This window comes from Kosakonia sp. S57 (genome assembly GCF_016516575.1).
Taxonomy (GTDB): Bacteria; Pseudomonadota; Gammaproteobacteria; order Enterobacterales; family Enterobacteriaceae; genus Kosakonia; species Kosakonia cowanii.
The window spans coordinates 1-26,141 of the sequence record NZ_JACVUL010000035.1 but is presented as its reverse complement, the minus strand read 5'-3'; the positions used below and the strand labels follow the sequence as shown (position 1 = coordinate 26,141).

Below are 26,141 nucleotides of genomic sequence, written 5' to 3'. Positions count from 1 at the left end.
CGCTTTCCTCTTTCAGAGTCAACCCTGAATTTCAGGATTTTTTCTCTTCCGTTGAAGCGACTATCTGGTGAAGTGATTCACGTTGTCGTGTCAACGGAGGCGCATTATAGGGATCCCATTTTTTAGCACAAGTCTTTTTGCGATCTTTTTTTCCGACTGCTGTTTTTTCGCCCTTTTCGCTGAGATCTCATGCGATCTGCACAGTTTATGCACCATAAAACAGTTGCAGAAGGCGGATCCCGCGATCAAAGTGATAGCTCTGGCCCGATTGAAGTGAGGTGTTATGTCTACTGTACTGCGTCCTTATAAGGATCTTTTCCCAACTATTGGTCAACGCGTCATGGTTGATCCCACCAGCGTCGTCGTTGGCGATGTAAGAATGGCAGAGGATGTCGGCATTTGGCCGCTGGTAGTGATTCGGGGTGACGTCAATTATGTAGAGATTGGCGCACGCACAAATATTCAGGACGGTAGCGTTCTGCACGTTACGCATAAGTCCTCCTACAACCTTGAAGGCAATCCACTGCTTATAGGAGAAGATGTCACGGTGGGCCATAAAGTAATGCTTCATGGCTGCACCATCGGTCATCGCGTGCTGGTCGGGATGGGATCAATTGTGCTGGATGGAGCAGTGATTGAAGATGAGGTCATGATTGGCGCAGGCAGCCTTGTACCACAGAATAAGCGCCTGGAGAGCGGCTACCTTTATCTGGGCAGCCCGGTAAAACAGATTCGCCCCCTGACGGAGGCCGAAATCGAAGGTTTGAAATACTCGGCCAATAATTATGTGAAATGGAAGGATGAGTATCTTACTCAGGAGAGCCAGATTACGCCCTGATCGTCCTCTTCCTGGCGGCGGATGCACTGCTCCGCCTCCTCTTCCAGATCCCAGCGATGCTGGCGAAAAAGCGAAAGGTAATCCTCTGGCGTATTGCCACCGAAACGCTGCGCCACTACTGAGCTCTTTATTGCACACATCATCTGCATGCCGTTAACCAGCGCGGGAAAAACGATCGCCTGTGTGGAGTCATGCCACTCTTCACGATCGGGAAACTGGATTGCCTGGTTCATTTCGCCAACTCCTGTTTAAGCACTGCGATAACAGGTTCAACTTCTGGCAATACGCCATGCCATAAAAAGAGAGCGTGCGCCGCTTGCCCCACCAGCATTCCGAGGCCGTCTGCGCGGTTCACGGCGCCAAGCTTTTCGCACCAGGCCAGGAACGGTGTGCTGCCTTTCTGATAAAACATGTCGTAGCAGTAGGTCTGAGGGCGAATAATTGCTTGCGGTAGCGCCGGAATATCGCCCCCCATCCCACTTGAAGTCGCATTGATGATGAGATCAAACTCCCGCTCGTCAAGTGACTCCATCTCCGCCGCCTCTATGCTTCCGGTATGGGCAAAGAGTTCAGCTAACGTTTGCGCGCGAGACCAGGTGCGGTTGGTGATAGTTAAAGCGCAATCGAGTGATAATAGGGGCAAGATCACCCCACGCGCCGCACCACCCGCGCCCACCAGCAGAACGCGCGAACCGGGGCGGATAAATGCCAGCCGTTGCAGATCGCTTAAGAGCCCTATGCCATCGGTGTTATCACCGAGCAAGCGCCCATCATCGAGTCGTTTAAGGGTGTTAACTGCCCCTGCCAGCGCAGCGCGTTCCGTTAGCTCATCCGCACGCGCAAAAGCCTCTTCTTTAAAAGGCACGGTGACATTTGCTCCCTTGCCTCCATTATCAAAAAAAGCATTTAGCGTATTAACAAAATTATCAACGGGGGCGAGTGCTTTCCCATAGGGGTGATCGATTTGCAGCTGGCTGGCGAATTGCTGATGTATAAGTGGCGACTTGCTGTGCGCGACAGGATTTCCAAAAACGACGTACGGTTCCATGCTATTTACCCCTGTCGGAAGAGTTCACCGGTGAGTGCATCACGGATTTCGGAGGGATTCTGCCGGCCGCCAGTCGGTACATCGACAACCGGGAAATCTGGTCCGAACTGGGCGACAACTTCCTGGGCGGTTCTGCACGGCGGCAGACCGGATAAGTTGGCGCTCGTCGATACCAGAGGTTTGCCATAAGCCTCGCACAACTCAACCACCAGCGGATGGTCGGTGACTCGCACGGCAAGGGAATCAAAGCGTCCAGTGAGCCAGCGCGGCGTGGTTGGTTTTGCCGGAAATACAAAAGTCACCGGACCTGGCCAGCAGGCAAAGATTGCCTGACGTTGAGTGTCTGACAGCATGCTGTCATCAATATAGGGTTTCAGTTGCGCAAAATTAGCAGCAATCAAAATTAGCCCTTTCTCGACAGGCCGCTGCTTGAGTTCAAGCAGGCGATGAACGGCGGTTTCACTGTCCGGATCGCAACCGACGCCGAAAACGGCTTCTGTTGGATAAGCGATGACTTCTTCTTTTTTCAGGATCTTCACCATGGTGGCGATGGGATCTTTTGGCAGGTTATTCTTCACGAGTTTATTCCGCTGGGAGCAGCTTTCCACATTGTTTATTGGCACAGAAACATTTGACGCCCTGCGCGGTTTTCTTCTCTGTCAGCAACGGGTAGTGACATACCGGGCACTCACCCGCTATCGGTCTGGAGTTAATGACAAACTGGCAATCAGGATAGCGATCGCAGGAGTAGAAGGTTTTGCCGTAACGCGAACGACGCTGGACAAGGTGCCCGCTCTGGCATTGCGGACAACCAATAGCCGTTTCATCAGGCTTATCGATCAGTTCGGTGTGTTCGCAGGCCGGATACTGACTGCATCCGATAAACATACCGAAGCGCCCCTGGCGTAGCACCAGCTCGGCACTGCACAGAGGACATAACTGACCATCCAGAACTTTAACGATATGGCCGTCTGCCTGACTTTTCAGGGGACGTACATAATCGCACTCCGGATAATGAGAGCAACCGAGAAACGGACCGTGTTTCCCGGAGCGAATGACAAGTTCAGCCCCGCATTGTGGGCAGGGCTCATTATTACGCACAGTAAATAGTGCTGATTTGGTCATAACAACTCTTGAAGCTGCAAAAACAGTTAATGCAGCATACCTTCATTCACTTCAAAGAGTAATTCTTCCATTTGCTGGTAGGCGTTTTCACACCCTGGAATATTGAAGAGCACCATCAGGATGACCCATTTAAGATCTTCCAGCTCGAACTCTGCGTTATCCAGCGCCAGCGCACGCTCAATCACCATTTCCCGTGTTTCGAGGTTTAGCACCTGAATCTGCTCCAGGAATAACAGGAATCCCCGGCAACTGGCATCCAGCCTTTCACTCTCTTCTGCGGTATAGATGCGTAAGGAGAGTGGATCAGAAGCAAGCTGCATCGGTTCGGCGAGGCCTTCCTGATAATCAGCCAGCTTTTCCAGCCACATAAGCGCGTTGTAGATATCCTCACGATCAAATCCGGCGTCGGTAAGATCCCGTTCCAGTTTGTCCTGATCCACACGCAATTCAGCTTCGTTATGGATGTAAGTCTCAAACAAGTACATTAGTACGTCGAACATGGCTTGCCCTCCTCAATCGGACATAGCCGCCGGGTACAGCTGCGATCCATCCTGCTAACTCCAGTTCAAGCAATTGAGCAACTGCCACTGGCACAGGTTGGCCGGCACGTTCAGCGACGACGTCAACAGGTGTTACCTCATCTCCTACGTTAGCCAGGAGCTCAGGAAATGGCAATGCCGCCTGTTCGCCTTCTGGAGGATAATTTGCATTTTCGTGTGTTTCCGCCACCCAATTTAGCCCATATTGCAAATGTTCGAGGATCTCTTCAGGCGATGTAACGGGCGTCGCGCCCTGCTTTAATAGCTAGTGCGGCCCCTCGCTGCCGGGGCTGCCAACGGCCCCCGGTAAGGCAAAAACGTCTCTCCCTTGCTCAAGCGCGAGCCGGGCCGTCACCAGCGAACCGCTGCGTAATGCGGCCTCGATCACAAATACTGCCCGGCTAAGTCCGCTAATAATCCGGTTACGACGGGGAAAATGTCCCGGCTTCGGGGTGGCTGATAACGGAAACTCGGAGACCAGCGCCCCACCCTGCTCCAGCAACTGGGAAGCCAGGGCAGTGTGTCTGCGCGGATAGAGGCTAAAGAGCCCATTACCCAGCACGCCGATGCTTCTCCCCCCAACGCTTATTGCAGCGCGATGAGCGACGCTGTCAATTCCCAGCGCCATTCCGCTGGTAATGGTTAAGCCCGCACGCGCGAGCGATTCACAAAAGAGGCGTCCCCAACGTTCGCCATACCATGAGTGCGCCCGGCTACCGACGACGGCTAATTGTTGGGATTTCAAAACCGCGATATCGCCTTTAACAAACAGCGCGCCCGGGTAATCAGCAATGGCGCGCAACGGTTCAGGATAAGCCGCATCGCTGGCAGTAATAAGGTGATGTTGAGCATCCGCCAGCCATGTAAGACAACGATCGAGTTCCCGTGCCGAAAGGGAAAAAAAGCGGCGCGTCTGCGCAACCGTCATGCCCAAAACCTGCAGGTCAGCAGCCGTCATCGCACTGCTTCTCTCCAGCTGCTGCGCGATACTCAGCCACTTGTCGCCAGAGAGGTCGCCAACCTGTACCAGACGTAGCCAAATTTCCGTGGATGTCATTCCCTCTCCCTTGCCATAAGCCGTATCGGCAATCCTTGCGATCGGTCACTGATGCTGTCAATCGCCAGGGGATTTGTCTAGAATAGAGGGCATATTCTTTACAACTCCTGAACACAACTCTGGATATTTATGGCAGTTTTGCATGTGTTACATATTCCGGACGAGCGGCTTCGCAAAGTCGCCGATCCGGTAAAAGAAGTGAATGCGGATATTCAACGTATCGTTGATGATATGTTCGAAACGATGTACGCCGAAGAGGGCATCGGTCTTGCGGCGACGCAGGTTGATATTCATCAGCGAATTATCGTGATTGATGTGTCAGAAAATCGCGATGAGCAACTGGTGTTGATCAACCCGGAATTGCTGGAAAAGAGCGGCGAAACGGGTATTGAAGAGGGTTGCCTCTCTATTCCGGAGCAACGCGCCCTTGTTCCGCGAGCGGAAAAAGTGAAAATCCGCGCACTGGATCGTAATGGCAAGTCGTTTGAACTTGAAGCTGATGGTCTGCTGGCCATTTGTATTCAGCATGAAATGGATCATCTGGTCGGTAAACTCTTTATCGATTATCTGTCTCCGCTGAAACGCCAGCGTATTCGTCAGAAAGTCGAAAAACTGGATCGTATGAACGGCCGCGCTTAAGCGGGCAGAAAAGGATAAACGTGTCAGATTCTCTACGTATTATTTTTGCCGGCACTCCTGATTTTGCAGCGCGTCATCTGGACGCGCTGCTCTCTTCTGAACACCAGATCGTAGGGGTCTTTACCCAACCCGATCGCCCTGCTGGCCGGGGTAAAAAACTGATGCCCAGCCCGGTAAAAGTGCTGACGGAAGAGAAAGGCTTGCCCGTGTTTCAACCGGCCTCTTTACGGCAGCCGGAAAACCAACAGCTGGTCGCCGAACTGAATGCTGATGTGATGGTGGTCGTGGCTTATGGGCTTATTTTGCCTAAAGCCGTGCTCGATATGCCACGTCTTGGCTGCATTAACGTGCATGGCTCCTTACTGCCGCGCTGGCGCGGTGCGGCACCGATTCAGCGTGCGCTATGGGCTGGCGATGCGCAAACAGGCGTCACCATCATGCAGATGGATGTAGGTCTCGATACCGGCGACATGCTTTATAAACTGGCCTGCCCGATAACGCCTGAAGATACCAGCGCCACGCTGTACGACAAACTGGCGGCGCTTGGGCCGCAGGGTCTCATCGAAACGCTGCAGCAATTAGCGCAGGGTAGTGCCCAGCCGCAAGTCCAGAATGAAGAGTTGGTCACCTATGCTGAGAAGCTTAGTAAAGACGAGGCGCGTATGGACTGGTCCTTAAGCGCAGAACAACTTGAGCGCTGCATTCGCGCATTCAACCCGTGGCCGATGAGCTGGTTTATGGTTGATGAGCAGCCGGTCAAGGTATGGAAAGCCTCTGTGCTTCCCTCTTCTACGCAGGCTGACCCCGGCACGATTGTTGAAGCATCGAAATCCGGGATTCAGGTTGCAACCGCAGAAGGCATACTTAATCTTGAGACGCTGCAGCCTGCTGGTAAAAAAGCGATGAGCGCGCAGGATCTGTTGAATTCGCGGCGGGAATGGTTTGTGCCAGGCAACCGTCTGGCCTGATCTCGTATTTAAGCCCGGTTCTGCCGGGCATTTTTATTTTTGTGGTTATGAAAAAACAGATGAATTTACGCAGCATGGCTGCGCAGGCAGTTGAACAGGTTATTGAACAAGGGCAATCGCTCAGCAATATCCTGCCGCCGTTACAACAGAAAGTGACTGATAAAGATAAGGCACTGCTGCAGGAGCTCTGCTTCGGCGTGCTGCGCGTTATGCCGCAGCTGGACTGGCTTATTAATAAGCTCATGTCACGGCCAATGACGGGTAAACAGCGGACGGTACACTACCTCATTATGGTTGGGTTATACCAACTGCTGCATACGCGCATTCCGGCTCACGCAGCGCTGGCAGAAACCGTTGAAGGCGCAGTGGTCATCAAACGCCCCCAGTTGAAAGGGCTGATTAATGGCGTGCTGCGTCAGTTCCAGCGCCAGCAGGAAGAGCTTCTGGCCGAGTTCGCCAATAGCGAAAATCGTTATCTTTTCCCGGCATGGCTGTTAAAGCGTGTGCAACAAGCCTATCCGCAGCAGTGGTCAGAGATCGTTGAAGCCAGTAATCAACGCCCGCCGATGTGGCTGCGCGTCAATCGCCAGCACCATACGCGTGATGGCTGGCTGGCACTGCTCGAAGAGAGCGGGCAACAGGGTTTCACTCATAGCGATTACCCTGACGCAGTACGCCTGGCAAATGCAGCGCCGGTAATGTCTCTGCCGGGGTTCAGCGAAGGCTGGGTAACGGTTCAGGACGCAGCGGCCCAGGGTTGCATCACCTTCCTTGCGCCGCAGAATGGCGAGCGTGTTCTCGATCTGTGCGCCGCACCGGGCGGTAAAACTACCCATATTCTTGAGGCAGCACCGCAGGCTAGCGTATTAGCAGTTGATGTTGACGAACAACGTCTGTCACGGGTCTATGACAACCTGAAACGTCTCGGCATGAAAGCCGAGGTGAAACAGGGTGATGGTCGCTTCCCCGCGCAGTGGTGCGGCGATGAACAGTTTGATCGCATATTGATTGATGCACCCTGTTCGGCCACGGGCGTTATCCGCCGCCATCCCGATATTAAGTGGCTGCGTCGCGATCGTGATATCTCCGAATTAGCACAGCTGCAAGCAGAAATCCTTGATGCTATCTGGCCACACTTAAAAAGTGGCGGTACGTTGGTTTACGCAACCTGCTCGATTTTACCGCAAGAGAACAGTTATCAGGTCGCAGCATTTCTGAAGCGAACCCCGGATGCGCAACTCAGCGAGACAGGTACACCGGAGGCGCCAGGCCTACAGAGGCTACCGGGTGCCGAAGAGGGCGACGGCTTCTTTTACGCTAAGCTAATCAAACAGTGAGAGAGACAACGGGTCACAGCAGATGAAGATAATTATTCTGGGTGCGGGACAGGTCGGCGGCACGCTGGCCGAAAACCTGGTCGGTGAAAATAACGACATCACCGTTGTCGATACCAATGGCGATCGCCTGCATAGCTTGCAGGACAAGTTCGATCTACGTGTTGTGCAGGGCCACGGTTCGCACCCGCGCGTGCTGCGCGAAGCGGGCGCCGATGATGCAGATATGCTGGTCGCGGTCACCAGCTCCGATGAGACCAATATGGTCGCCTGTCAGGTAGCGTTTTCTCTGTTTAACACGCCAAACCGCATCGCGCGTATCCGTTCCCCCGATTATGTTCGGGATGCGGATAAGTTATTTCATTCCGAAGCCGTGCCTATCGATCATCTGATTGCGCCAGAACAGCTGGTTATCGACAGCATCTATCGCCTGATTGAATACCCGGGCGCGCTGCAGGTGGTCAATTTTGCTGAAGGCAAAGTAAGCCTGGCGGTCGTAAAAGCCTATTACGGCGGGCCGCTGGTTGGAAATGCGCTCTCCACGATGCGCGAGCATATGCCGCACATCGATACCCGAGTCGCTGCGATTTTCCGTCATGACCGGCCTATTCGCCCGCAGGGCTCGACCATTGTTGAGGCTGGTGACGAAGTCTTCTTCATTGCCGCGTCACAGCATATTCGCGCGGTAATGAGCGAGCTGCAAAGGCTGGAGAAACCCTATAAGCGGATCATGCTGGTCGGTGGCGGGAATATCGGTGCCGGGCTGGCGCATCAGCTTGAAAAGGATTACAGCGTCAAATTGATCGAGCGCGATCAACAGCGCGCTGCGGAACTTGCCGAGAAATTGCAGAATACGATCGTTTTTTACGGTGATGCGTCGGATCAAGAGCTGCTTGCTGAAGAGCACATTGATCAAGTGGATCTCTTTATCGCCGTCACGAACGATGATGAAGCCAACATTATGTCAGCGATGCTGGCCAAACGGATGGGAGCAAAAAAGGTGATGGTGCTGATCCAGCGTCGCGCCTATGTTGACCTGGTCCAGGGCAGCGTTATCGATATCGCCATCTCTCCGCAGCAGGCGACCATTTCGGCCTTGCTGAGCCATGTGCGTAAAGCGGATATCGTCGGCGTTTCTTCCCTGCGTCGCGGCGTGGCTGAAGCGATCGAAGCGGTGGCTCACGGCGATGAAACGACATCTCGGGTGGTGGGTCGAGTGATTGATGAGATCAAATTGCCGCCGGGTACGATCATCGGCGCGGTGGTTCGTGGAGATGATGTCATGATCGCCAATGATAATTTGCGCATTGAGCAAGGCGACCACGTGATTATGTTTTTGACCGACAAAAAATACATCACCGATGTCGAGCGGCTCTTCCAGCCCAGTCCCTTCTTCCTGTAATCCTTCAGGGCGCTTATTTAAGCGCCCTTCTTATTTCCACTTTATTGTAAGGGACTAACAGAGCTCGTTATTTTATTTACCTAAATGGAAATTGTTAGGTATGTTGTTAGACTTAGTGTGACGCAAAGCACATGGAGAAGATTATGAGTATGTTAAAAGAGTTTCGCGAATTCGCGATGCGTGGGAATGTTGTCGATTTGGCAGTCGGTGTGATTATCGGTGCGGCCTTCGGTAAAATCGTCTCTTCACTCGTGGCCGACATCATTATGCCACCGCTGGGATTGTTGATTGGCGGCATCGACTTTAAACAGTTTGCGCTGACACTACGTGAAGCACAGGGCGACGTGCCTGCTGTTGTGATGCATTACGGCGTATTCATTCAGAACGTGTTTGATTTCATTATTGTCGCTTTTGCGATCTTCCTGGCAATCAAACTGATCAATAAGCTGAAACGCAAACAGGCTGAAGAGCCGAAAGCGCCACCGGCCCCGAGCAAAGAAGAAGTGTTACTCAGTGAAATTCGCGACCTGCTGAAAGAACAAAACAGCCGCGTTTAAAACTAAGAAGGCCAGTGGTAAATAAGCGATTCGCTTGCTTGCCACTGGCCTCCTGAAAGCCCTTTTTTGCATGTTTGTTTTTCCGCAGATAACTTCCTTTCCCTTTCTTATTCTTTTCAACTCGCTGACGAAAAAGCGGGTCATGCAGAAGTGCCTCAATGGCGTTGTCGTTTATCTGCCCTTTTGTATGTTGGTAGCGACTCATGTATTTCTCCAGATTGTGTAGTAAAACGGCCGAAGTGTAGACCTCGCGATGAAGAAGATCAACTCCGGGAGTTGGCCGTAATGTTAGCTGGCCCCTGCTCAAGTGCCTCAAGAATAGAACAATAGACACTGCTGTGGGCAGTGCCGCAACAGGCATCGTTTAATTTCTGCAGTGAACGCCGCATGGCCTGCATCTCTTCGATGCGCGCTTCAACTTCGCTCAGCCGCGCCTGGACGATGCTCTTCGATTCCTGACAGGTATGATGCTCAGGATCGACACGGATGGATAGCAGTTCGCGGATCGACTCAAGCGTGAAACCCAACTGGCGGGCATGGCGGATGAACTTAAGGCGTTTGAGATCGTGATCGGTGTAAAGGCGAAAACCACCTTCGGTACGCCCTCCATGATCCATCATCTGCTGCTTTTCGTAATAACGAATGGTGTCCGGCGTAACGTCGGCCAACTTTGCAATTTCACCAATACGATACATGATCACTCCGGGTTAACTTTATGCTGTAGTTTGGCCGCGTACTCACCGCGAAGAAAATCAGTACTCACGCCAGCCTGGCGCAGCTTAAGCTCCAGTAAGGCGAGACGACGGTTAAGTTCATGGCGCTGATGGGGATCGTTTTCAACACAGCTAAGCAGATCGACAAGTTCAACCGCCTCTTTGCGCATTTCGAGTTCAGGCGGAAGATAACCGGCATTCTTTAATAATCGATAGCCCGCGCGCAGATCCTGAGGAACATGGGAATCATCATCCAGAGTGAGCGGCTCACCGCTACCCGCAAGATTATCGAATTCACCTTTTTGCTGGGCATCAACAATATGCCGTTCTGCCCACTGATCAAGTAACCACATGATGGCCTCCGGGGTTAAACTCAAGAACAGGCTTAGTTTAGAAGGGTGAGGATAGAGTAGAAATAAAAAAACCCGCCGAGGCGGGTTTTTTTACGTTACTACAGATTACTCTGCAGCAGCTTCTGCTTTCGATTCAGCGCGATCAACCAGCTCGATGTAAGCCATCGGAGCGTTGTCACCTGCACGGAAGCCACACTTAAGAATACGAGTGTAACCACCGGCACGGCTCGCGAAACGCGGGCCCAGTTCGTTAAACAGTTTTGCCACGATCTCATTATCACGAGTGCGGGCGAATGCCAGACGACGATTAGCAACGCTGTCAGTCTTAGCAAGTGTAATCAGCGGCTCAACTACGCGACGCAGCTCTTTCGCTTTCGGCAGGGTCGTCTTGATGATCTCATGACGAACCAGAGAGCCTGCCATGTTACGGAACATGGCCTGGCGATGGCTGCTGTTGCGGTTCAGTTGACGACCACTCTTACGATGGCGCATGACCTTATCCTTCTCAGTAAAACCTTAACCTGTGATCCGGTTACTCGTCAGCAATGCTTGCCGGCGGCCAGTTTTCAAGGCGCATGCCCAGAGACAGACCACGTGAAGCCAGCACGTCTTTAATCTCGGTAAGAGATTTTTTACCCAGGTTCGGCGTTTTCAGCAACTCAACCTCGGTACGCTGTACCAGATCACCGATATAGTGGATAGCTTCTGCCTTAAGGCAGTTAGCAGAGCGGACAGTCAATTCCAGATCGTCAACAGGGCGCAGCAGAATCGGATCGAACTCTGGTTTCTCTTCTTTAACTTCCGGCTGACGTACATCACGTAAGTCAACGAAAGCTTCAAGTTGTTCTGCCAGAATGGTTGCCGCACGACGAATCGCCTCTTCAGGATCGATTGTGCCGTTGGTTTCCATTTCGATGACCAGCTTGTCCAGGTCGGTACGCTGTTCAACACGTGCAGCTTCAACATTGTAGGCAATTCGCTCTACAGGGCTGTAGCACGCATCAACCAGCAGACGGCCGATCGGGCGCTCATCTTCTTCCGAATGAATTCGGGCAGACGCCGGCACGTAACCACGACCGCGCTGAACTTTGATACGCATATTGATAGATGCGTTTTCATCGGTCAGGTGGCAGATCACATGCTGCGGCTTGACGATTTCGACATCACCGTCATGGGTAATGTCGGCTGCGGTCACAGGGCCAATGCCAGATTTACTCAGAGTAAGAATAACTTCATCTTTACCCTGAACTCTCACCGCCAGCCCTTTCAGGTTGAGCAGGATTTCAAGGATATCTTCCTGAACGCCTTCTTTGGTGCTGTACTCATGAAGTACACCATCAATCTCAACCTCAGTCACCGCGCAACCCGGCATCGATGAGAGCAGAATACGGCGCAGTGCGTTACCCAGAGTATGGCCAAAGCCACGCTCTAAAGGCTCAAGGGTCACCTTGGCGTGCGTCGAACTCACTTGCTCGATATCTACCAGGCGCGGTTTTAGAAACTCTGTCACAGAACCCTGCATTGTGTCCTCTCTTTGGTACTAAGCTTTACTTGGAGTAAAGCTCGACGATCAGGTGTTCGTTAATGTCCGCAGACAGATCAGAACGCTCCGGCTTACGCTTGAACGTGCCTTCCATCTTGCCAGCATCAACTTCCAGCCAGGTTGGCTTTTCACGCTGCTCAGCCAGCTCCAGAGCGGCTTTCACGCGAGACTGCTTTTTCGCTTTCTCACGAATGCTAACAACGTCATTCGGACTAACCTGATAAGAAGCGATGTTAACAACACGACCGTTTACCATGATTGCTTTATGGCTAACCAGCTGACGTGCTTCTGCACGAGTGGCGCCGAAGCCCATACGGTATACAACGTTGTCCAGACGACCTTCCAGCAGAGCCAACAGGTTTTCACCGGTGTTGCCTTTCAGACGTGCTGCTTCTTTGTAATAGTTACGGAACTGACGCTCCAGCACACCGTAGATACGGCGAACTTTTTGCTTTTCACGCAACTGCACACCATAGTCAGACAGACGCGGTTTACGCGCACCGTGCTGGCCAGGAGCTTGTTCAATTTTACACTTGGTATCGATCGCGCGAACGCCAGACTTAAGGAACAGGTCTGTGCCCTCACGACGGCTCAGCTTGAGCTTAGGACCCAAATATCTTGCCATTTTCTTTCTCCAACAATCCTAGAAAACGAGCGTTATACGCGACGTTTTTTCGGCGGACGACAACCGTTGTGAGGGATCGGAGTCACATCAGTAATATTAGTGATGCGGAAACCAGCGGCGTTCAGAGCACGAATAGTAGATTCGCGACCTGGACCCGGTCCCTTAACCATAACTTCCAGATTCTTGATACCGTATTCTTTTACGGCTTCAGCGCAACGCTCTGCTGCAACCTGAGCTGCGAACGGAGTAGATTTGCGAGAACCACGGAAACCGGAACCACCGGCTGTTGCCCAACCCAGTGCGTTACCCTGACGATCAGTAATAGTAACGATGGTGTTGTTGAAAGAAGCATGGATATGAGCCACGCCGTCAGAGACTTGTTTTCTTACACGTTTACGTGCACGAATTGGTGCCTTTGCCATTATTCAATCACCCCGATTATTTCTTGATCGGTTTGCGCGGACCCTTACGGGTACGTGCGTTGGTCTTGGTACGCTGACCGCGAACCGGGAGACCACGACGATGACGCAAACCGCGGTAGCAACCAAGATCCATCAGGCGCTTGATGCTCATGCTAACTTCACGGCGCAGATCACCTTCAACGACAAATTTGGCAACTTCGTCACGCAGCGTGTCGATTTGTTCTTCAGACAGCTCACTGATCTTAACATTCTCAGCGATGCCCGCAGCAGCCAGAATGGCTTGAGAGCGGGTTTTGCCGACACCATAGATCGAAGTTAATGCGATCACGGCATGTTTTTGATCAGGAATGTTAATGCCTGCTATACGGGCCACTATGCACTCCTATAATTTCATTTGCACGCCCCATGCTGAAAAGCCCGTTTTCAGGATACTCAAATGGAAACGTACAGACATACAAAAGATTGGCTGGCTAATCTAGCCAGCTCAACCCAACTTTGCAAGAAAAATATGCGAAATAATCAGCCTTGGCGCTGTTTATGCTTCGGCTCGGCACTGCAAATCACGCGGATGACGCCATCACGCTTAACGATTTTGCAGTTACGGCATAATTTCTTGACGGAAGCACGAACTTTCATTTTTACTCTCCGTAACTTCTCGAGCGACCTTTATCGACCGTAGCCTTTCAGGTTCGCCTTCTTCAATGCAGACTCATACTGACTGGACATCATCAGAGTTTGCACTTGAGCCATAAAGTCCATAATCACGACAACAACGATAAGCAGTGAGGTCCCACCGAAGTAGAACGGTACTTTCATCGCATCACGCATGAACTCCGGGATCAGGCAGATAAAAGTAATATAAAGCGCACCAACTAAAGTCAGGCGGGTCATTACTTTATCGATATACTTCGCCGTTTGTTCTCCCGGACGAATTCCTGGTACAAATGCACCGGACTTCTTCAGGTTATCCGCTGTTTCACGCGGGTTGAAAACCAACGCCGTGTAAAAGAAACAGAAGAAGATGATTGCAGACGCATAGAGTAACACATAAAGCGGTTGCCCAGGCTGCAAATACAGCGAAATTGTTGTCAGCCAGTTCCAACCAGTACCGCCCCCGAACCATGACGCGATGGTCGCCGGGAACAGAATAATACTGGAAGCGAAGATTGCCGGGATTACCCCCGCCATATTCACTTTCAGCGGTAAATGTGTGCTCTGAGCAGCATAGACACGACGACCTTGCTGACGTTTCGCGTAGTTCACCACAATGCGGCGTTGACCACGTTCAACGAAGACAACAAAGAACGTCACTGCGAATACTAATACTGCAACCAACAGCAACAGGAGGAAGTGCAGGTCGCCTTGACGCGCTTGCTCAATAGTATGGGCAATGGCTGGCGGTAGACCCGCCACGATGCCGGCGAAGATAATGATCGAGATACCGTTGCCGATACCACGTTCAGTAATCTGTTCGCCGAGCCACATCAGGAACATAGTTCCTGTGACCAGACTCACAACAGCGGTGAAGTAGAATGCAAAGCCTGGATTCATTACCAGGCCCTGCATACCAGGCATATTCGGTAAACCGGTAGCAATACCGATTGACTGAAATATTGCCAACACCAGAGTGCCGTAACGGGTGTACTGGCTAATCTTACGACGACCAGACTCCCCTTCTTTCTTGAGCTCTGCCAAGGCCGGATGAACGACCGTCAGCAGCTGGATAATAATCGATGCCGAAATATACGGCATGATACCCAGTGCAAAGATAGAAGCACGGCTGAGAGCACCACCAGAGAACATGTTAAACATTTCAATGATGGTGCCACGCTGTTGCTCAAGCAGTTTGGCAAGTACAGCGGCATCAATACCAGGGATCGGAATAAAAGAGCCAATACGGAACACAATCAACGCACCGATAACAAACAGCAGTCTGCGTTTCAGTTCGCCAATTCCACCCTTGGCACTTTGAAAATCTAATCCCGGTTGCTTAGCCATCTGCTACTTATTCCTCAATTTTACCGCCAGCAGCTTCGATAGCAGCACGAGCGCCTTTAGTCACACGCAGGCCACGAACAGTTACCGGGCGAGATACTTCACCAGACAGGATCACTTTCGCGAACTCGATCTGGATGCCGATAATGTTAGCCGCTTTCAGCGTGTTCAGGTCTACTACGTCGCCTTCTACTTTAGCCAGATCGGACAGACGAACTTCTGCCGTGATCATTGCTTTACGTGAAGTGAAACCGAATTTCGGCAGACGACGGTACAAAGGCATCTGACCACCCTCGAAACCGCGACGTACGCCACCGCCAGAACGAGAGTTCTGACCTTTGTGACCACGACCACCGGTTTTACCGAGGCCAGAACCGATACCACGACCCAGGCGTTTACCCGCCTTTTTGGAGCCTTCGGCCGGAGACAGAGTATTTAAACGCATCTCTTACTCCTCAACTTTAACCATGAAGGAAACCGCGTTGACCATACCGCGAACCGCAGGAGTATCCTCGCGTTCTACAGTATGCCCAATACGACGCAGACCCAGGCCAAGCAGCGTTGCCTTGTGTTTCGGCAGACGACCGATTGCACTGCGGGTTTGAGTGATTTTAATAGTCTTTGCCATGGTCAATTACCCCAGAATTTCTTCAACGGATTTACCACGCTTGGCAGCGACCATTTCTGGAGACTTCATATTTTCCAGGCCATCAATAGTTGCACGAACCACGTTGATCGGGTTGGTGGAACCATATGCTTTGGCCAGAACGTTATGAACTCCAGCGACTTCCAGAACGGCGCGCATTGCACCACCGGCGATGATACCGGTACCTTCGGAAGCCGGCTGCATGAAGACACGAGAACCCGTGTGAGTACCCTTAACCGGGTGCTGCAGGGTGCCGTGGTTCAGCGCGACGTTAATCATATTGCGACGGGCTTTTTCCATCGCTTTCTGGATCGCTGCTGGAACTTCACGCGCTTTACCGTAACCAAAACCAACGCGACCGTTACCATCGCCAACAACAGTCAGAGCTGTGAAGGAGAAAATACGACCACCTTTAACGGTTTTAGATACGCGGTTAACCGCGATCAGCTTTTCCTGCAGTTCGCCAGCCTGTTTTTCGATGTGAGCCATCTTACACCTCTACCTTAGAACTGAAGGCCAGCTTCACGAGCAGCATCTGCCAGTGCCTGGACGCGACCATGATATTGGAACCCGGAACGGTCAAAGGACACATCTTTAATGCCTTTTTCCAGAGCGCGTTCAGCAACAGCTTTACCTACAGCTGCAGCGGCGTCTTTGTTACCGGTGTACTTCAGTTGTTCAGAGATAGCTTTTTCTACAGTAGAAGCAGCTACCAGAACTTCAGAACCATTCGATGCGATTACCTGGGCGTAAATATGACGCGGGGTACGATGTACCACCAGGCGGGTCGCACCAAGCTCTTTGAGCTTGCGGCGTGCGCGGGTCGCACGACGGATACGAGCAGATTTCTTATCCATAGTGTTACCTTACTTCTTCTTAGCCTCTTTGGTACGCACGACTTCGTCGGCGTAACGAACACCCTTGCCTTTATAAGGCTCAGGACGACGGTAGGCGCGCAGATCAGCTGCAACCTGACCGATCACCTGCTTATCAGCGCCTTTCAGCACGATTTCAGTTTGAGTCGGACATTCAGCAGTGATACCCGCCGGCAGCTGATGGTCAACAGGATGTGAGAAACCCAGAGACAGGTTTACAACACTACCTTTAACCGCTGCACGATAACCTACACCAACCAGCTGCAGCTTCTTAGTGAAGCCTTCGGTAACACCGATAACCATTGAGTTCAGCAGGGCACGCGCGGTACCAGCCTGAGCCCAACCATCCACGTAACCATCACGCGGACCGAAGGTCAGGGCATTGTCTGCCTGGTTAACTTCAACAGCATCGTTCAGGGTACGAGTCAGCTCGCCGTTTTTACCTTTGATCGTGATAACCTGACCGTTGATTTTTACATCAACGCCGGCAGGAATGACGACCGGTGCTTTAGCAACACGAGACATTCTTTCCTCCGATTAGGCTACGTAGCAGATAATTTCGCCACCAAGACCAGCCTGGCGCGCTGCACGATCAGTCATAACACCTTTAGAGGTAGAAACAACTGCGATACCAAGACCACCCATAACTTTCGGCAGCTCATCTTTTCTTTTATAGATGCGCAGACCAGGGCGGCTGATACGCTGAATGCTTTCTACCACAGCTTTTCCCTGGAAGTACTTAAGAGTCACTTCCAGTTCCGGCTTGGTGTCGCCTTCAATTTTGAAATCTTCAATAAAACCTTCTTCCTTCAGCACGTTGGCAATTGCCACTTTCAGCCTGGAGGAAGGCATGGTGACCGCAGCTTTGTTCGCGGTCTGACCGTTACGGATACGGGTCAGCATATCCGCGATCGGATCTTGCATGCTCATCTGTCTTTACTCCCGTGATTCAATTGGTGACAATTACCAGCTAGCCTTTTTCAGACCCGGGATTTCACCGCGCATTGCGGATTCACGGACCTTAATACGGCTCAACCCGAACTTCCGCAGGAAACCATGCGGACGACCAGTTTGGCGGCAGCGGTTACGCTGACGAGACGGGCTGGAATCACGCGGCAGACTCTGCAGCTTGAGAACAGCGTTCCAACGATCTTCGTCGGAAGCGTTCACATCAGAAATGATCGCTTTCAGTTCAGCGCGTTTCGCGAAGTATTTTTCAGCTAAAGCTACGCGTTTAACTTCGCGTGCTTTCATTGATTGCTTAGCCATGAAGTAACCCTACCTTACTTGCGGAACGGGAAGTCAAAGGCAGCCAGCAGAGCACGGCCTTCTTCGTCAGATTTCGCAGTAGTGGTAATGGTAATATCCAAACCACGCACGCGGTCGACTTTGTCATAGTCGATTTCTGGGAAGATGATCTGCTCACGGACACCCATGCTGTAGTTACCACGACCGTCGAACGACTTAGCGGACAGGCCGCGGAAGTCACGGATACGAGGTACAGCAATAGTGATCAGGCGCTCAAAGAACTCCCACATGCGTTCGCCACGCAGAGTCACTTTACAGCCGATCGGATAGCCCTGACGGATTTTGAAGCCCGCAACTGATTTGCGCGCTTTGGTGATCAACGGTTTTTGACCGGAGATTGCTGCCAGGTCAGCTGCTGCGTTATCCAGCAGTTTCTTGTCAGCGATCGCTTCACCAACACCCATGTTCAGGGTGATCTTCTCGACCCGAGGGACTTGCATGACAGAATTGTAGCTAAACTCAGTCATGAGTTTGTTAACTACTTCGTCTTTGTAGTAATCATGCAGTTTCGCCATCGTACTACTCCAAATTACTTGATAGTTTCGCTGTTAGATTTAAAGAAACGGACTTTTTTGCCGTCTTCGAATCTAAAGCCTACACGGTCAGCCTTGCCGGTTGCCGCATTGAAGAGTGCAACGTTAGAAACCTGAATTGCAGCTTCTTTTTCAACGATGCCACCTGGTTGGTTCAGGGCCGGAACCGGCTTCTGATGTTTCTTAACCAGGTTGATACCTTCAACAATGATCTTGCCGGAAGACAGAACATTTTTTACTTTACCGCGTTTACCTTTATCTTTACCGGTTAACACGATAACTTCGTCATCACGACGGATTTTCGCTGCCATGACTCGCTCCTTAAAGTACTTCTGGTGCCAGAGAGATAATTTTCATGAACTTCTCAGAACGAAGTTCACGAGTTACCGGCCCAAAAATACGCGTACCGATAGGTTGCTCGCTGTTATTGTTTAAAATAACGCATGCATTACCATCGAAGCGAATGACAGAACCGTCCGGGCGACGAACACCCTTCTTGGTGCGCACCACTACCGCCTTCAGCACATCACCTTTTTTGACCTTACCACGCGGAATTGCTTCCTTGATGGTGATCTTGATGATGTCGCCTACGCCTGCGTAGCGACGGTGCGAGCCACCCAGAACCTTGATACACATTACGCGACGTGCACCGGAGTTGTCGGCGACGTTCAGCATAGTCTGTTCTTGGATCATTTTAGTGCTCCGCTAATGTCAACTACTACTGAAGACCCCAAAATCAGGGTCGATAAAAAGCCCCATATCGAGGGCGCGGCATTATAACACCGCTTCTGTGATATGGGTAGAAAAAATAAACGGCTCATTACTGAGCCGTTTATTCGTTAGAGAACGCGTACTCTATTACAGAATCGCTTTCTCTACAACGCGAACCAGCGTCCAGGACTTAGTCTTGGACAGCGGACGGCATTCGCGGATTTCAACCACGTCGCCGGTACCGCATTCGTTGTTCTCGTCGTGTACGTGCAGTTTGGTCGTACGTTTGATGAATTTACCGTAGATCGGGTGTTTCACAAAACGTTCGATAGCTACAACAATGGATTTCTCCATTTTGTCGCTAACAACACGACCTTGCAGAGTACGGATTTTATCGGTCATTACGCACCCGCCTTCTCAGTCAGTAAAGTCTTAACGCGTGCGACATCACGACGCACTTGCTTCAACAGGTGAGTCTGTTGCAGCTGGCCACTCGCAGCCTGCATACGCAGGTTGAACTGCTCGCGCAGCAGGTTAAGCAGCTCGGTGTTCAGCTCTTCAACGCTCTTTTCACGCAGCTCTTTTGCTTTCATTACATCACCGTCTTAGTTACAAAGGTGGTTTTAATCGGCAGTTTTGCTGCTGCCAGCTCGAAGGCTTCACGGGCCAGCTCTTCCGGAACACCGTCCATTTCGTACAGGACTTTACCCGGTTGAATCAAGGCAACCCAATACTCCACGTTACCTTTACCTTTACCCATACGAACTTCCAGCGGCTTCTCGGTGATCGGCTTGTCCGGGAATACACGGATCCAGATCTTACCCTGACGCTTAACAGCACGAGTCATAGCACGACGTGCTGCTTCGATTTGACGAGCGGTCAGACGACCACGGCCAACAGCTTTCAGACCGTAAGTGCCGAAGCTCACATCCGTGCCCTGCGCGAGACCACGGTTGCGGCCTTTGTGCACTTTACGGAATTTTGTACGCTTTGGTTGTAACATCAGCGACGCTCCTTATTTACGGCCTTTACGCTGCTGCTTTTTAGGTTGAGCAGCCGGTTTTTCCGGTTGTTCAACTGCAGCCATACCACCAAGGATCTCACCTTTGAAGATCCACACTTTAACGCCGATTACACCGTAAGTGGTGTGCGCTTCGGAGGTGTTGTAGTCAATGTCAGCGCGCAGTGTGTGCAGCGGAACGCGACCTTCACGGTACCATTCGGTACGTGCGATCTCAGCGCCACCCAGACGGCCACTAACTTCAACTTTGATACCTTTAGCGCCCAGACGCATGGCATTCTGTACAGCACGCTTCATAGCACGACGGAACATAACACGACGTTCCAGCTGAGAAGTGATGCTGTCAGCAACCAGTTTTGCGTCCAGTTCAGGCTTACGAACTTCGGCGATATTGATCTGAGCAGGAACGCCAGCGATATCCGCTACGACCTTGCGCAGTTTCTCAACGTCTTCACCTTTCTTACCGATAACGATACCCGGGCGAGCAGTGTGAATAGTCACACGGATGCTTTTAGCCGGACGCTCGATAACGATACGAGATACAGACGCTTTCGCCAGTTCCTTCGTCAGGTACTGACGTACTTTAAAATCGCTGTCCAGGTTGTCAGCGAATTCTTTGGTGTTCGCAAACCAGGTAGAGTTCCATGGTTTTACAATACCCAGGCGAATACCATTAGGATGTACTTTCTGACCCATTGCTAGTCTCCAGAGTCTCAGCGATCGGACACAACCACAGTGATGTGGCTGGTGCGCTTCAGGATGCGATCTGCACGACCTTTTGCACGCGGCATAATGCGCTTCATGCTCGGGCCTTCGTCTACGAAAATTTTCGCAACTTTCAGATCGTCAATGTCAGCGCCATCGTTGTGTTCAGCGTTAGCAATGGCAGATTCCAGAACCTTCTTGACCAGTACAGCCGCTTTCTTGTTGGTGTAGGTCAGAATATCCAGAGCCTGCGACACTTTCTTACCGCGAATCAGGTCAGCAACAAGGCGAACCTTCTGAGCAGAAGAACGAGCATGGCGATGTTGAGCTAAAGTTTCCATCTCTTCCTCCTACCTTATTTCTTCTTCGCTTTTTTATCAGCAGCGTGGCCGCGATAAGTACGAGTCGGTGCGAATTCACCCAGTTTGTGACCGACCATTTCGTCGGAAACAAATACCGGAACGTGCTGACGACCATTATGGACAGCGATGGTCAAACCGATCATGTTAGGAAAGATCGTTGAACGACGGGACCAAGTGCGCAGGGGCTTCTTGTCTCCGCTTTCCACCGCTTTCTCTACCTTCTTCAGCAAGTGCAGGTCAATAAAAGGACCTTTCTTGAGAGAACGTGGCATGGCTTATCCTCTAAAATTATTTGCTACGGCGACGTACGATGAATTTATCAGTACGCTTGTTGCTGCGGGTCTTCTTACCTTTGGTCTGAACGCCCCACGGAGTTACCGGGTGCTTACCAAAGTTACGACCTTCACCACCACCGTGTGGGTGGTCGACCGGGTTCATCGCAGTACCGCGAACGGTAGGGCGAATACCACGCCAGCGTGCAGCACCTGCTTTACCCAGAACGCGCAGCATATGCTCAGCATTGCCAACTTCGCCCAGAGTCGCGCGGCAGTCTGCTTCTACTTTACGCATTTCACCAGAGCGCAGACGCAGGGTGACATAAGCACCATCGCGAGCAACGATCTGAACGTAAGTACCAGCGGAACGTGCCAGCTGACCGCCTTTACCTGGTTTCATTTCTACGTTATGAACGGTAGAACCAACCGGGATATTGCGCATCGGCAGGGTGTTGCCTGCTTTGATTGCAGCATCAACGCCAGACTGAATCTGGTCGCCAGCTTTCAGGCCTTTCGGGGCCAGGATGTAACGGCGCTCACCGTCTTTGTACAGAACCAGCGCGATGTTCGCGGAACGGTTCGGATCGTACTCAAGACGTTCAACAACTGCCGGGATACCATCTTTGTTGCGTTTAAAGTCAACAATACGGTAAGCCTGCTTGTGGCCACCACCGATATGACGAGTGGTGATACGGCCATTGTTGTTACGACCACCGGATTTGCTGTTTTTTTCCAGCAACGGAGCAAAAGGTTTGCCCTTGTGCAGCTCAGGGTTAACCACTTTAACTACGTGGCGACGACCCGGAGATGTCGGTTTACATTTAACAACTGCCATTGTATTACTCCTCCGACTTACTCAGCGCCGCCAACGAAGTCCAGATTCTGGCCTTCTTTAAGGGTGACGTAAGCTTTTTTCCAGTCGCTACGACGACCGATACGCTGTCCGTGACGTTTAACTTTCCCTTTAACTACCAGGGTGTTAACGACTTCGACTTCGACTTCAAACAGTTTCTGCACAGCAGCTTTGATTTCTGCTTTGGTCGCGTCTTTTGCAACTTTGAGAACGATGGTATTGGTTTTTTCCATCGCAGTAGACGCTTTTTCAGAAACGTGCGGTGCGCGCAGCACCTTCAGCAGACGTTCTTCACGAATCATGCCAGCATCTCCTCAACTTGCTTAACAGCATCAGCAGTCATTACGACTTTGTCGAAGGCGATCAGGCTAACCGGGTCGATACCAGTCGCATCGCGTACGTCAACCTTGTGCAGGTTACGTGCGGCCAGGAACAGGTTTTCGTCCAGCTCACCGGTGATGATCAGCACATCTTCCAGAGCCATGTCTTTCAGTTTCTGAGCAAGCAGCTTAGTTTTCGGCGCTTCCAGAGAGAACTGCTCGACAACGATCAGACGATCCTGACGTACCAGTTCGGACAGGATGCTTTTCAGCGCGCCGCGGTACATCTTTTTGTTAACTTTTTGACTGTGGTCCTGCGGACGTGCAGCGAAGGTCACGCCACCAGAACGCCAGATCGGGCTCTTAACAGAACCTGAACGCGCACGGCCGGTGCCTTTCTGGCGCCACGGTTTTTTACCGGAACCAGTTACTTCAGCACGGGTCTTCTGAGCACGAGTACCCTGACGAGCACCAGCTGCATAAGCAACAACAACCTGGTGTACCAGCGCTTCGTTGAAGTCACGACCGAAGGTAGTTTCGGAAACAGTCAGCGCGCTCTGCGCGTCTTTCAATACTAATTCCATTGCTATCTCCTCACGCCTTCACAGCTGGTTTAACGATCAGGTCGCTACCGGTTGCACCCGGGACAGCACCTTTAACCAGCAGCAGGTTGCGCTCAGCGTCAACACGTACTACGTCCAGGCTCTGAACGGTTACGCGCTCATTACCCAGCTGACCTGCCATTTTCTTGCCCTTGAACACTTTGCCCGGAGTCTGGTTCTGACCGATAGAACCCGGAACGCGGTGGGACAGGGAGTTACCGTGAGTAGCGTCCTGGGTACGGAAGTTCCAGCGCTTAACGGTACCTGCGAAACCTTTACCTTTAGAGGTGCCAGTTACGTCAACTTTTTTAACTTCAGCAAACAGCTCAACGCTAATGTCCTGACCTACGGAGAACTCTTCACCGTCAGCCAGACGGAATTCCCACAGACCACGGCCAGCTTCTACGCCAGCTTTAGCGAAGTGACCCGCTTCCGGCTTGGTTACGCGGTTAGCTTTTTTAGCACCGGTGGTAACCTGGATAGCGCGGTAGCCGTCGTTAGCCAGATCTTTAACCTGAGTAACGCGGTTTGCTTCAACTTCGATTACGGTTACTGGGATAGAAACGCCATCTTCAGTGAAGATGCGGGTCATGCCCACTTTTTTACCGACTAAACCAATCATTGTTTCAACCTCTCAATCGCTCGATGACCTGATCAACCCAGGCTGATCTGCACGTCTACACCGGCAGCCAGATCCAGACGCATCAGAGCATCAACGGTTTTCTCGGTTGGCTCAACGATGTCAACCAGACGCTTATGAGTGCGGATTTCGTACTGATCGCGCGCGTCTTTGTTGACGTGCGGAGAGATCAGAACGGTAAAGCGCTCTTTGCGGGTCGGCAGCGGGATCGGACCACGTACTTGCGCACCAGTGCGCTTCGCAGTTTCGACGATTTCGGCGGTTGATTGATCGATCAGACGATGATCAAACGCTTTCAAGCGGATACGGATTCTTTGGTTCTGCATGAGACCAGAGCTCCAATTATTTATAGACGAAAATAATTACTCCTCACACCCATTACGATTGATGGGGGAGTGTAATCGTTCTTACGTAGCTCCCCGATTGGGAGCATTGTTAGCGGCAAACATCGTCGCTATGGTTCAGATCGAACCAGCCGTCAATTACGACAAGCCCGCGCATTATACGTAAATCTGGCTCGGACGCAAGTGCAGTTTAGAAATTAAACAGCGGTGCGTGCCGGCTCGCAAAGAGAGTGTCACCCTTTTTATTACGCATAGAATCTCTGGAAAGCAGTTCGCACTCTGCTCACCCTCCCCTTCCCTTGTTCATTGGTATGAAGCACTCTTGCCAACGGATTGGTAAAGCTTAAGGCAGGGACGCCATGTTTTTTCTCATTATCTATGTCGTATTAAACCTTCTACTTGTCAGGAGTGACCTGCGCTCAAAGTTGCTGCCGGATCGCTACACCTGCCCTCTTCTCTGGACGGGCTTGCTCTGGCACTGTTTATCACGCCCTGATTTTTTGGCAGATGCTGTCGTCGGGGCAATGGCGGGTTATACAAGTTTTGCCGCTATATACTGGGGGTATCGATTATTGCGTGGACGTGAAGGGTTGGGCTATGGCGATGTGAAGTATCTTGCCGCACTCGGCGCGTGGCACGGCTGGCCTGCATTGCCTGCTCTTGTATTTTATGCCGCGCTCTTTGGCTGTTGCGCAGTAGTTTTCCCTCTTTGCCGCCACCGTAAATTGCAGGTAATAAAAAACCCGCTGCCGTTTGGACCCTTCCTCGCGGCAGCGGGTTTCGTGGTGGGTTATCCCACGCTAATAGGGTTTTAACCTTCGACTTTAATCTGCGACTGAAGGTAATTCTGCATACCAAGTTTAGCGATCAGATCCAGTTCGGTTTCCAGCCAGTCAATGTGGTGCTCTTCGTCGGCAAGAATTTTGATCATCATATCGCGGCTGACATAGTCATGGATGCTGTCAGCGTAGGCGATCGCTTCACGCAGATCTCTCGCGCCTTCCAACTCCAGACGCAGGTCTGATTGCAGCATCTCTTCAACGTCTTCACCAATGCCGAGTTTGCCAAGATCCTGCAAGTTCGGGATTCCTTCGAGAAACAGAATACGCTCGATGTACAAATCGGCGTGCTTCATTTCATCGATGGACTCATGGTATTCAACATCATTGAGGCGGGTCAGCCCCCAGTTCTTGAACATTCTCGCATGGAGAAAGTACTGATTGATTGCGACAAGCTCATTTCCCAATAATTTATTGAGATAATTTATGATTTTAACATCACCTTTCATAATGTAGTCCCTCCGCTTCCACTCATTGAAGCGTAGATGGGGCTACAGGGATGTCAAAAAAAAGATAGAGCCTCAGGCAATCTCTTTGTATTCCGGCATCTGGGTCAACTCATCCTGCATTATCTCGCGAGCAGCACGAATGCATTTACCACACTGATTTCCTACCGGAACAAACTTGCGGAGCTGCTGGAATGATTGAGGGTGAAACTGGCGCACAGCCTGGCGGATTTTTTTATCACTTACACCATTACACAAACAAACGTACATGGATCACTCCCGTTCACTTAATGCGCAAAGTGTAAATGAGAATGGTTATGATTACAACAGGACAGCGGTACCGGATTTTGCAGAAAAGTGTGAACGGCTGTAATGGAAGGATGGCTGAATAGCAGGCAGCAAAAAGGGCACCGAAGTGCCCTCTTTCAAATTCAAAGCTAACGAATTAGCTCAGAACTTTTGCTACAACGCCCGCGCCAACGGTACGGCCGCCTTCACGGATT

The 26,141-nt window shown here is 51.5% G+C and carries 45 protein-coding genes and 1 pseudogene; 7 read left to right on the top strand and 39 right to left on the bottom strand.

Going from position 1 to position 26,141, the window contains the following annotated elements; translation table 11 throughout:
* The first annotated feature begins 283 nt into the window (after positions 1-283).
* Positions 284-838 carry a gamma carbonic anhydrase family protein gene (locus IAE48_RS23280; RefSeq protein ID WP_200135706.1) on the top strand — a complete coding sequence of 185 codons (555 nt, stop codon included), beginning with the start codon at positions 284-286 and terminating at the stop codon, positions 836-838.
* Here IAE48_RS23280 and IAE48_RS23275 read toward each other — a convergent pair.
* The 6 genes and pseudogenes from IAE48_RS23275 to dprA all read right to left on the bottom strand — a co-directional run bounded on the left by IAE48_RS23275 (position 814) and on the right by dprA (position 4,607).
* Entirely contained in the window at positions 814-1,071 is a 258-nt protein-coding gene (locus tag IAE48_RS23275; protein ID WP_094422310.1) for a DUF1488 domain-containing protein, read from the bottom strand. The genes IAE48_RS23280 and IAE48_RS23275 overlap by 25 nt on opposite strands.
* The gene (gene aroE / locus IAE48_RS23270) at positions 1,068-1,886 is read right to left on the bottom strand and encodes a shikimate dehydrogenase (RefSeq protein ID WP_200135705.1); all 819 of its coding nucleotides are present in this window, start codon (positions 1,884-1,886) and stop codon (positions 1,068-1,070) included. The genes IAE48_RS23275 and aroE overlap by 4 nt, the downstream gene beginning before the upstream one ends.
* 5 nt (positions 1,887-1,891) lie before the next feature.
* Positions 1,892-2,464, bottom strand: a complete 573-nt coding sequence (gene tsaC, locus IAE48_RS23265) for an L-threonylcarbamoyladenylate synthase type 1 TsaC (RefSeq protein ID WP_200135704.1) — start codon at positions 2,462-2,464, stop codon at positions 1,892-1,894.
* 4 nt (positions 2,465-2,468) lie between these two features.
* Positions 2,469-3,011: a type I DNA topoisomerase gene (locus tag IAE48_RS23260; RefSeq protein ID WP_200135703.1), complete on the bottom strand. Its 543-nt coding sequence runs from the start codon at positions 3,009-3,011 to the stop codon at positions 2,469-2,471.
* Positions 3,012-3,037: 26 nt separating this feature from the next.
* The gene (smg, locus tag IAE48_RS23255) at positions 3,038-3,511 is read right to left on the bottom strand and encodes a DUF494 family protein Smg (protein WP_023479416.1); all 474 of its coding nucleotides are present in this window, start codon (positions 3,509-3,511) and stop codon (positions 3,038-3,040) included.
* Positions 3,483-4,607 (bottom strand): annotated as a pseudogene (gene dprA, locus IAE48_RS23250) (DNA-protecting protein DprA). Before dprA ends, smg begins: the two are co-directional and overlap by 29 nt.
* A gap of 129 nt (positions 4,608-4,736) precedes the next feature.
* Here dprA and def point away from each other — a divergent pair.
* The 5 genes from def to mscL all read left to right on the top strand — a co-directional run bounded on the left by def (position 4,737) and on the right by mscL (position 9,507).
* Positions 4,737-5,246: a peptide deformylase gene (gene def, locus IAE48_RS23245; protein ID WP_054804496.1), complete on the top strand. Its 510-nt coding sequence runs from the start codon at positions 4,737-4,739 to the stop codon at positions 5,244-5,246.
* Positions 5,247-5,266: 20 nt separating this feature from the next.
* Positions 5,267-6,214, top strand: coding sequence for a methionyl-tRNA formyltransferase (gene fmt, locus IAE48_RS23240; RefSeq protein ID WP_200135702.1), 948 nt, complete (start codon positions 5,267-5,269; stop codon positions 6,212-6,214).
* Between the two features lie 47 nt (positions 6,215-6,261).
* Positions 6,262-7,551 carry a 16S rRNA (cytosine(967)-C(5))-methyltransferase RsmB gene (rsmB, locus tag IAE48_RS23235; RefSeq protein WP_200135701.1) on the top strand — a complete coding sequence of 430 codons (1,290 nt, stop codon included), beginning with the start codon at positions 6,262-6,264 and terminating at the stop codon, positions 7,549-7,551.
* Between the two features lie 22 nt (positions 7,552-7,573).
* Positions 7,574-8,950 (top strand): Trk system potassium transporter TrkA, encoded by a 1,377-nt coding sequence (trkA, locus tag IAE48_RS23230; RefSeq protein ID WP_023479428.1) that lies wholly within the window; start codon positions 7,574-7,576, stop codon positions 8,948-8,950.
* Positions 8,951-9,093: 143 nt separating this feature from the next.
* Entirely contained in the window at positions 9,094-9,507 is a 414-nt protein-coding gene (gene mscL, locus IAE48_RS23225; protein ID WP_094422322.1) for a large-conductance mechanosensitive channel protein MscL, read from the top strand.
* Here the strand turns inward: mscL and IAE48_RS23220 are convergent.
* From IAE48_RS23220 to rpsJ, 31 genes are all read right to left on the bottom strand, one after another.
* Positions 9,461-9,712 (bottom strand): alternative ribosome-rescue factor A, encoded by a 252-nt coding sequence (locus IAE48_RS23220; protein WP_200135700.1) that lies wholly within the window; start codon positions 9,710-9,712, stop codon positions 9,461-9,463. The genes mscL and IAE48_RS23220 overlap by 47 nt on opposite strands.
* A 58-nt stretch (positions 9,713-9,770) precedes the next feature.
* Positions 9,771-10,202, bottom strand: a complete 432-nt coding sequence (gene zntR, locus IAE48_RS23215) for a Zn(2+)-responsive transcriptional regulator (RefSeq protein ID WP_200135699.1) — start codon at positions 10,200-10,202, stop codon at positions 9,771-9,773.
* Between the two features lie 2 nt (positions 10,203-10,204).
* Positions 10,205-10,573, bottom strand: coding sequence for a DUF1992 domain-containing protein (locus IAE48_RS23210; RefSeq protein ID WP_200135698.1), 369 nt, complete (start codon positions 10,571-10,573; stop codon positions 10,205-10,207).
* A 105-nt stretch (positions 10,574-10,678) separates the two neighbouring features.
* Positions 10,679-11,065 carry a 50S ribosomal protein L17 gene (gene rplQ / locus IAE48_RS23205; RefSeq protein ID WP_023479432.1) on the bottom strand — a complete coding sequence of 129 codons (387 nt, stop codon included), beginning with the start codon at positions 11,063-11,065 and terminating at the stop codon, positions 10,679-10,681.
* A 40-nt stretch (positions 11,066-11,105) separates the two neighbouring features.
* Positions 11,106-12,095: a DNA-directed RNA polymerase subunit alpha gene (gene rpoA, locus IAE48_RS23200; protein WP_023479415.1), complete on the bottom strand. Its 990-nt coding sequence runs from the start codon at positions 12,093-12,095 to the stop codon at positions 11,106-11,108.
* Between the two features lie 25 nt (positions 12,096-12,120).
* On the bottom strand, positions 12,121-12,741 hold the full coding sequence (rpsD, locus tag IAE48_RS23195) for a 30S ribosomal protein S4 (RefSeq protein ID WP_000135224.1): 621 nt from the start codon (positions 12,739-12,741) through the stop codon (positions 12,121-12,123).
* A 32-nt stretch (positions 12,742-12,773) separates the two neighbouring features.
* Positions 12,774-13,163, bottom strand: a complete 390-nt coding sequence (rpsK, locus tag IAE48_RS23190; protein WP_002919257.1) for a 30S ribosomal protein S11 — start codon at positions 13,161-13,163, stop codon at positions 12,774-12,776.
* Between the two features lie 16 nt (positions 13,164-13,179).
* A complete protein-coding gene (gene rpsM / locus IAE48_RS23185; protein ID WP_023479435.1) occupies positions 13,180-13,536 on the bottom strand; it encodes a 30S ribosomal protein S13 in 357 nt (118 codons plus the stop codon).
* A gap of 146 nt (positions 13,537-13,682) precedes the next feature.
* On the bottom strand, positions 13,683-13,799 hold the full coding sequence (rpmJ, locus tag IAE48_RS23180) for a 50S ribosomal protein L36 (RefSeq protein ID WP_000868187.1): 117 nt from the start codon (positions 13,797-13,799) through the stop codon (positions 13,683-13,685).
* A gap of 30 nt (positions 13,800-13,829) precedes the next feature.
* Positions 13,830-15,161 carry a preprotein translocase subunit SecY gene (gene secY / locus IAE48_RS23175; protein WP_007369823.1) on the bottom strand — a complete coding sequence of 444 codons (1,332 nt, stop codon included), beginning with the start codon at positions 15,159-15,161 and terminating at the stop codon, positions 13,830-13,832.
* A gap of 7 nt (positions 15,162-15,168) precedes the next feature.
* Entirely contained in the window at positions 15,169-15,603 is a 435-nt protein-coding gene (gene rplO, locus IAE48_RS23170) for a 50S ribosomal protein L15 (protein ID WP_023479414.1), read from the bottom strand.
* A 3-nt stretch (positions 15,604-15,606) separates the two neighbouring features.
* Entirely contained in the window at positions 15,607-15,786 is a 180-nt protein-coding gene (gene rpmD, locus IAE48_RS23165; RefSeq protein ID WP_001140434.1) for a 50S ribosomal protein L30, read from the bottom strand.
* A gap of 6 nt (positions 15,787-15,792) precedes the next feature.
* The gene (rpsE, locus tag IAE48_RS23160) at positions 15,793-16,293 is read right to left on the bottom strand and encodes a 30S ribosomal protein S5 (protein ID WP_007369821.1); all 501 of its coding nucleotides are present in this window, start codon (positions 16,291-16,293) and stop codon (positions 15,793-15,795) included.
* A 14-nt stretch (positions 16,294-16,307) separates the two neighbouring features.
* Positions 16,308-16,661 carry a 50S ribosomal protein L18 gene (rplR, locus tag IAE48_RS23155; RefSeq protein WP_017460073.1) on the bottom strand — a complete coding sequence of 118 codons (354 nt, stop codon included), beginning with the start codon at positions 16,659-16,661 and terminating at the stop codon, positions 16,308-16,310.
* 9 nt (positions 16,662-16,670) lie between these two features.
* Entirely contained in the window at positions 16,671-17,204 is a 534-nt protein-coding gene (rplF, locus tag IAE48_RS23150) for a 50S ribosomal protein L6 (RefSeq protein ID WP_023479418.1), read from the bottom strand.
* 12 nt (positions 17,205-17,216) lie between these two features.
* Positions 17,217-17,609 (bottom strand): 30S ribosomal protein S8, encoded by a 393-nt coding sequence (rpsH, locus tag IAE48_RS23145; protein WP_023479407.1) that lies wholly within the window; start codon positions 17,607-17,609, stop codon positions 17,217-17,219.
* 33 nt (positions 17,610-17,642) lie between these two features.
* A complete protein-coding gene (rpsN, locus tag IAE48_RS23140) occupies positions 17,643-17,948 on the bottom strand; it encodes a 30S ribosomal protein S14 (RefSeq protein ID WP_007369817.1) in 306 nt (101 codons plus the stop codon).
* A gap of 14 nt (positions 17,949-17,962) precedes the next feature.
* Positions 17,963-18,502 (bottom strand): 50S ribosomal protein L5, encoded by a 540-nt coding sequence (rplE, locus tag IAE48_RS23135; protein WP_023479410.1) that lies wholly within the window; start codon positions 18,500-18,502, stop codon positions 17,963-17,965.
* A gap of 14 nt (positions 18,503-18,516) precedes the next feature.
* Complete coding sequence (rplX, locus tag IAE48_RS23130) at positions 18,517-18,831, bottom strand: 50S ribosomal protein L24 (RefSeq protein WP_016538464.1); 315 nt, start codon at positions 18,829-18,831, stop codon at positions 18,517-18,519.
* A gap of 10 nt (positions 18,832-18,841) precedes the next feature.
* Positions 18,842-19,213: a 50S ribosomal protein L14 gene (gene rplN, locus IAE48_RS23125; protein ID WP_023479426.1), complete on the bottom strand. Its 372-nt coding sequence runs from the start codon at positions 19,211-19,213 to the stop codon at positions 18,842-18,844.
* A 165-nt stretch (positions 19,214-19,378) separates the two neighbouring features.
* The gene (gene rpsQ, locus IAE48_RS23120) at positions 19,379-19,633 is read right to left on the bottom strand and encodes a 30S ribosomal protein S17 (protein WP_017460070.1); all 255 of its coding nucleotides are present in this window, start codon (positions 19,631-19,633) and stop codon (positions 19,379-19,381) included.
* A complete protein-coding gene (gene rpmC, locus IAE48_RS23115) occupies positions 19,633-19,824 on the bottom strand; it encodes a 50S ribosomal protein L29 (protein ID WP_004388609.1) in 192 nt (63 codons plus the stop codon). Before rpmC ends, rpsQ begins: the two co-directional genes overlap by 1 nt.
* Positions 19,824-20,234, bottom strand: coding sequence for a 50S ribosomal protein L16 (gene rplP, locus IAE48_RS23110; protein ID WP_007369814.1), 411 nt, complete (start codon positions 20,232-20,234; stop codon positions 19,824-19,826). Before rplP ends, rpmC begins: the two co-directional genes overlap by 1 nt.
* Before the next feature lie 12 nt (positions 20,235-20,246).
* Positions 20,247-20,948: a 30S ribosomal protein S3 gene (gene rpsC, locus IAE48_RS23105; protein ID WP_000529945.1), complete on the bottom strand. Its 702-nt coding sequence runs from the start codon at positions 20,946-20,948 to the stop codon at positions 20,247-20,249.
* A gap of 17 nt (positions 20,949-20,965) precedes the next feature.
* Positions 20,966-21,298 (bottom strand): 50S ribosomal protein L22, encoded by a 333-nt coding sequence (rplV, locus tag IAE48_RS23100; protein WP_002919773.1) that lies wholly within the window; start codon positions 21,296-21,298, stop codon positions 20,966-20,968.
* A 14-nt stretch (positions 21,299-21,312) separates the two neighbouring features.
* Positions 21,313-21,591: a 30S ribosomal protein S19 gene (gene rpsS, locus IAE48_RS23095; protein ID WP_001138115.1), complete on the bottom strand. Its 279-nt coding sequence runs from the start codon at positions 21,589-21,591 to the stop codon at positions 21,313-21,315.
* 16 nt (positions 21,592-21,607) lie between these two features.
* Positions 21,608-22,429: a 50S ribosomal protein L2 gene (gene rplB / locus IAE48_RS23090; RefSeq protein WP_023479412.1), complete on the bottom strand. Its 822-nt coding sequence runs from the start codon at positions 22,427-22,429 to the stop codon at positions 21,608-21,610.
* A gap of 17 nt (positions 22,430-22,446) precedes the next feature.
* The gene (gene rplW / locus IAE48_RS23085; RefSeq protein WP_000617546.1) at positions 22,447-22,749 is read right to left on the bottom strand and encodes a 50S ribosomal protein L23; all 303 of its coding nucleotides are present in this window, start codon (positions 22,747-22,749) and stop codon (positions 22,447-22,449) included.
* Complete coding sequence (rplD, locus tag IAE48_RS23080) at positions 22,746-23,351, bottom strand: 50S ribosomal protein L4 (protein WP_023479434.1); 606 nt, start codon at positions 23,349-23,351, stop codon at positions 22,746-22,748. Before rplD ends, rplW begins: the two co-directional genes overlap by 4 nt.
* Before the next feature lie 10 nt (positions 23,352-23,361).
* Entirely contained in the window at positions 23,362-23,991 is a 630-nt protein-coding gene (rplC, locus tag IAE48_RS23075; RefSeq protein WP_023479430.1) for a 50S ribosomal protein L3, read from the bottom strand.
* Positions 23,992-24,023: 32 nt separating this feature from the next.
* The gene (rpsJ, locus tag IAE48_RS23070) at positions 24,024-24,335 is read right to left on the bottom strand and encodes a 30S ribosomal protein S10 (RefSeq protein ID WP_001181005.1); all 312 of its coding nucleotides are present in this window, start codon (positions 24,333-24,335) and stop codon (positions 24,024-24,026) included.
* Between the two features lie 377 nt (positions 24,336-24,712).
* On the opposite strand from rpsJ, the gene IAE48_RS23065 reads away from it, so the two are divergent.
* On the top strand, positions 24,713-25,168 hold the full coding sequence (locus IAE48_RS23065; RefSeq protein ID WP_200135697.1) for an A24 family peptidase: 456 nt from the start codon (positions 24,713-24,715) through the stop codon (positions 25,166-25,168).
* Here the strand turns inward: IAE48_RS23065 and bfr are convergent.
* Positions 25,165-25,641 (bottom strand): bacterioferritin, encoded by a 477-nt coding sequence (gene bfr / locus IAE48_RS23060; protein WP_034812713.1) that lies wholly within the window; start codon positions 25,639-25,641, stop codon positions 25,165-25,167. The two genes, IAE48_RS23065 and bfr, sit on opposite strands and share 4 nt — an antisense overlap.
* Positions 25,642-25,713: 72 nt before the next feature.
* Positions 25,714-25,908 (bottom strand): bacterioferritin-associated ferredoxin, encoded by a 195-nt coding sequence (gene bfd, locus IAE48_RS23055; protein WP_034812717.1) that lies wholly within the window; start codon positions 25,906-25,908, stop codon positions 25,714-25,716.
* Between the last annotated feature and the right edge of the window lie 233 nt (positions 25,909-26,141).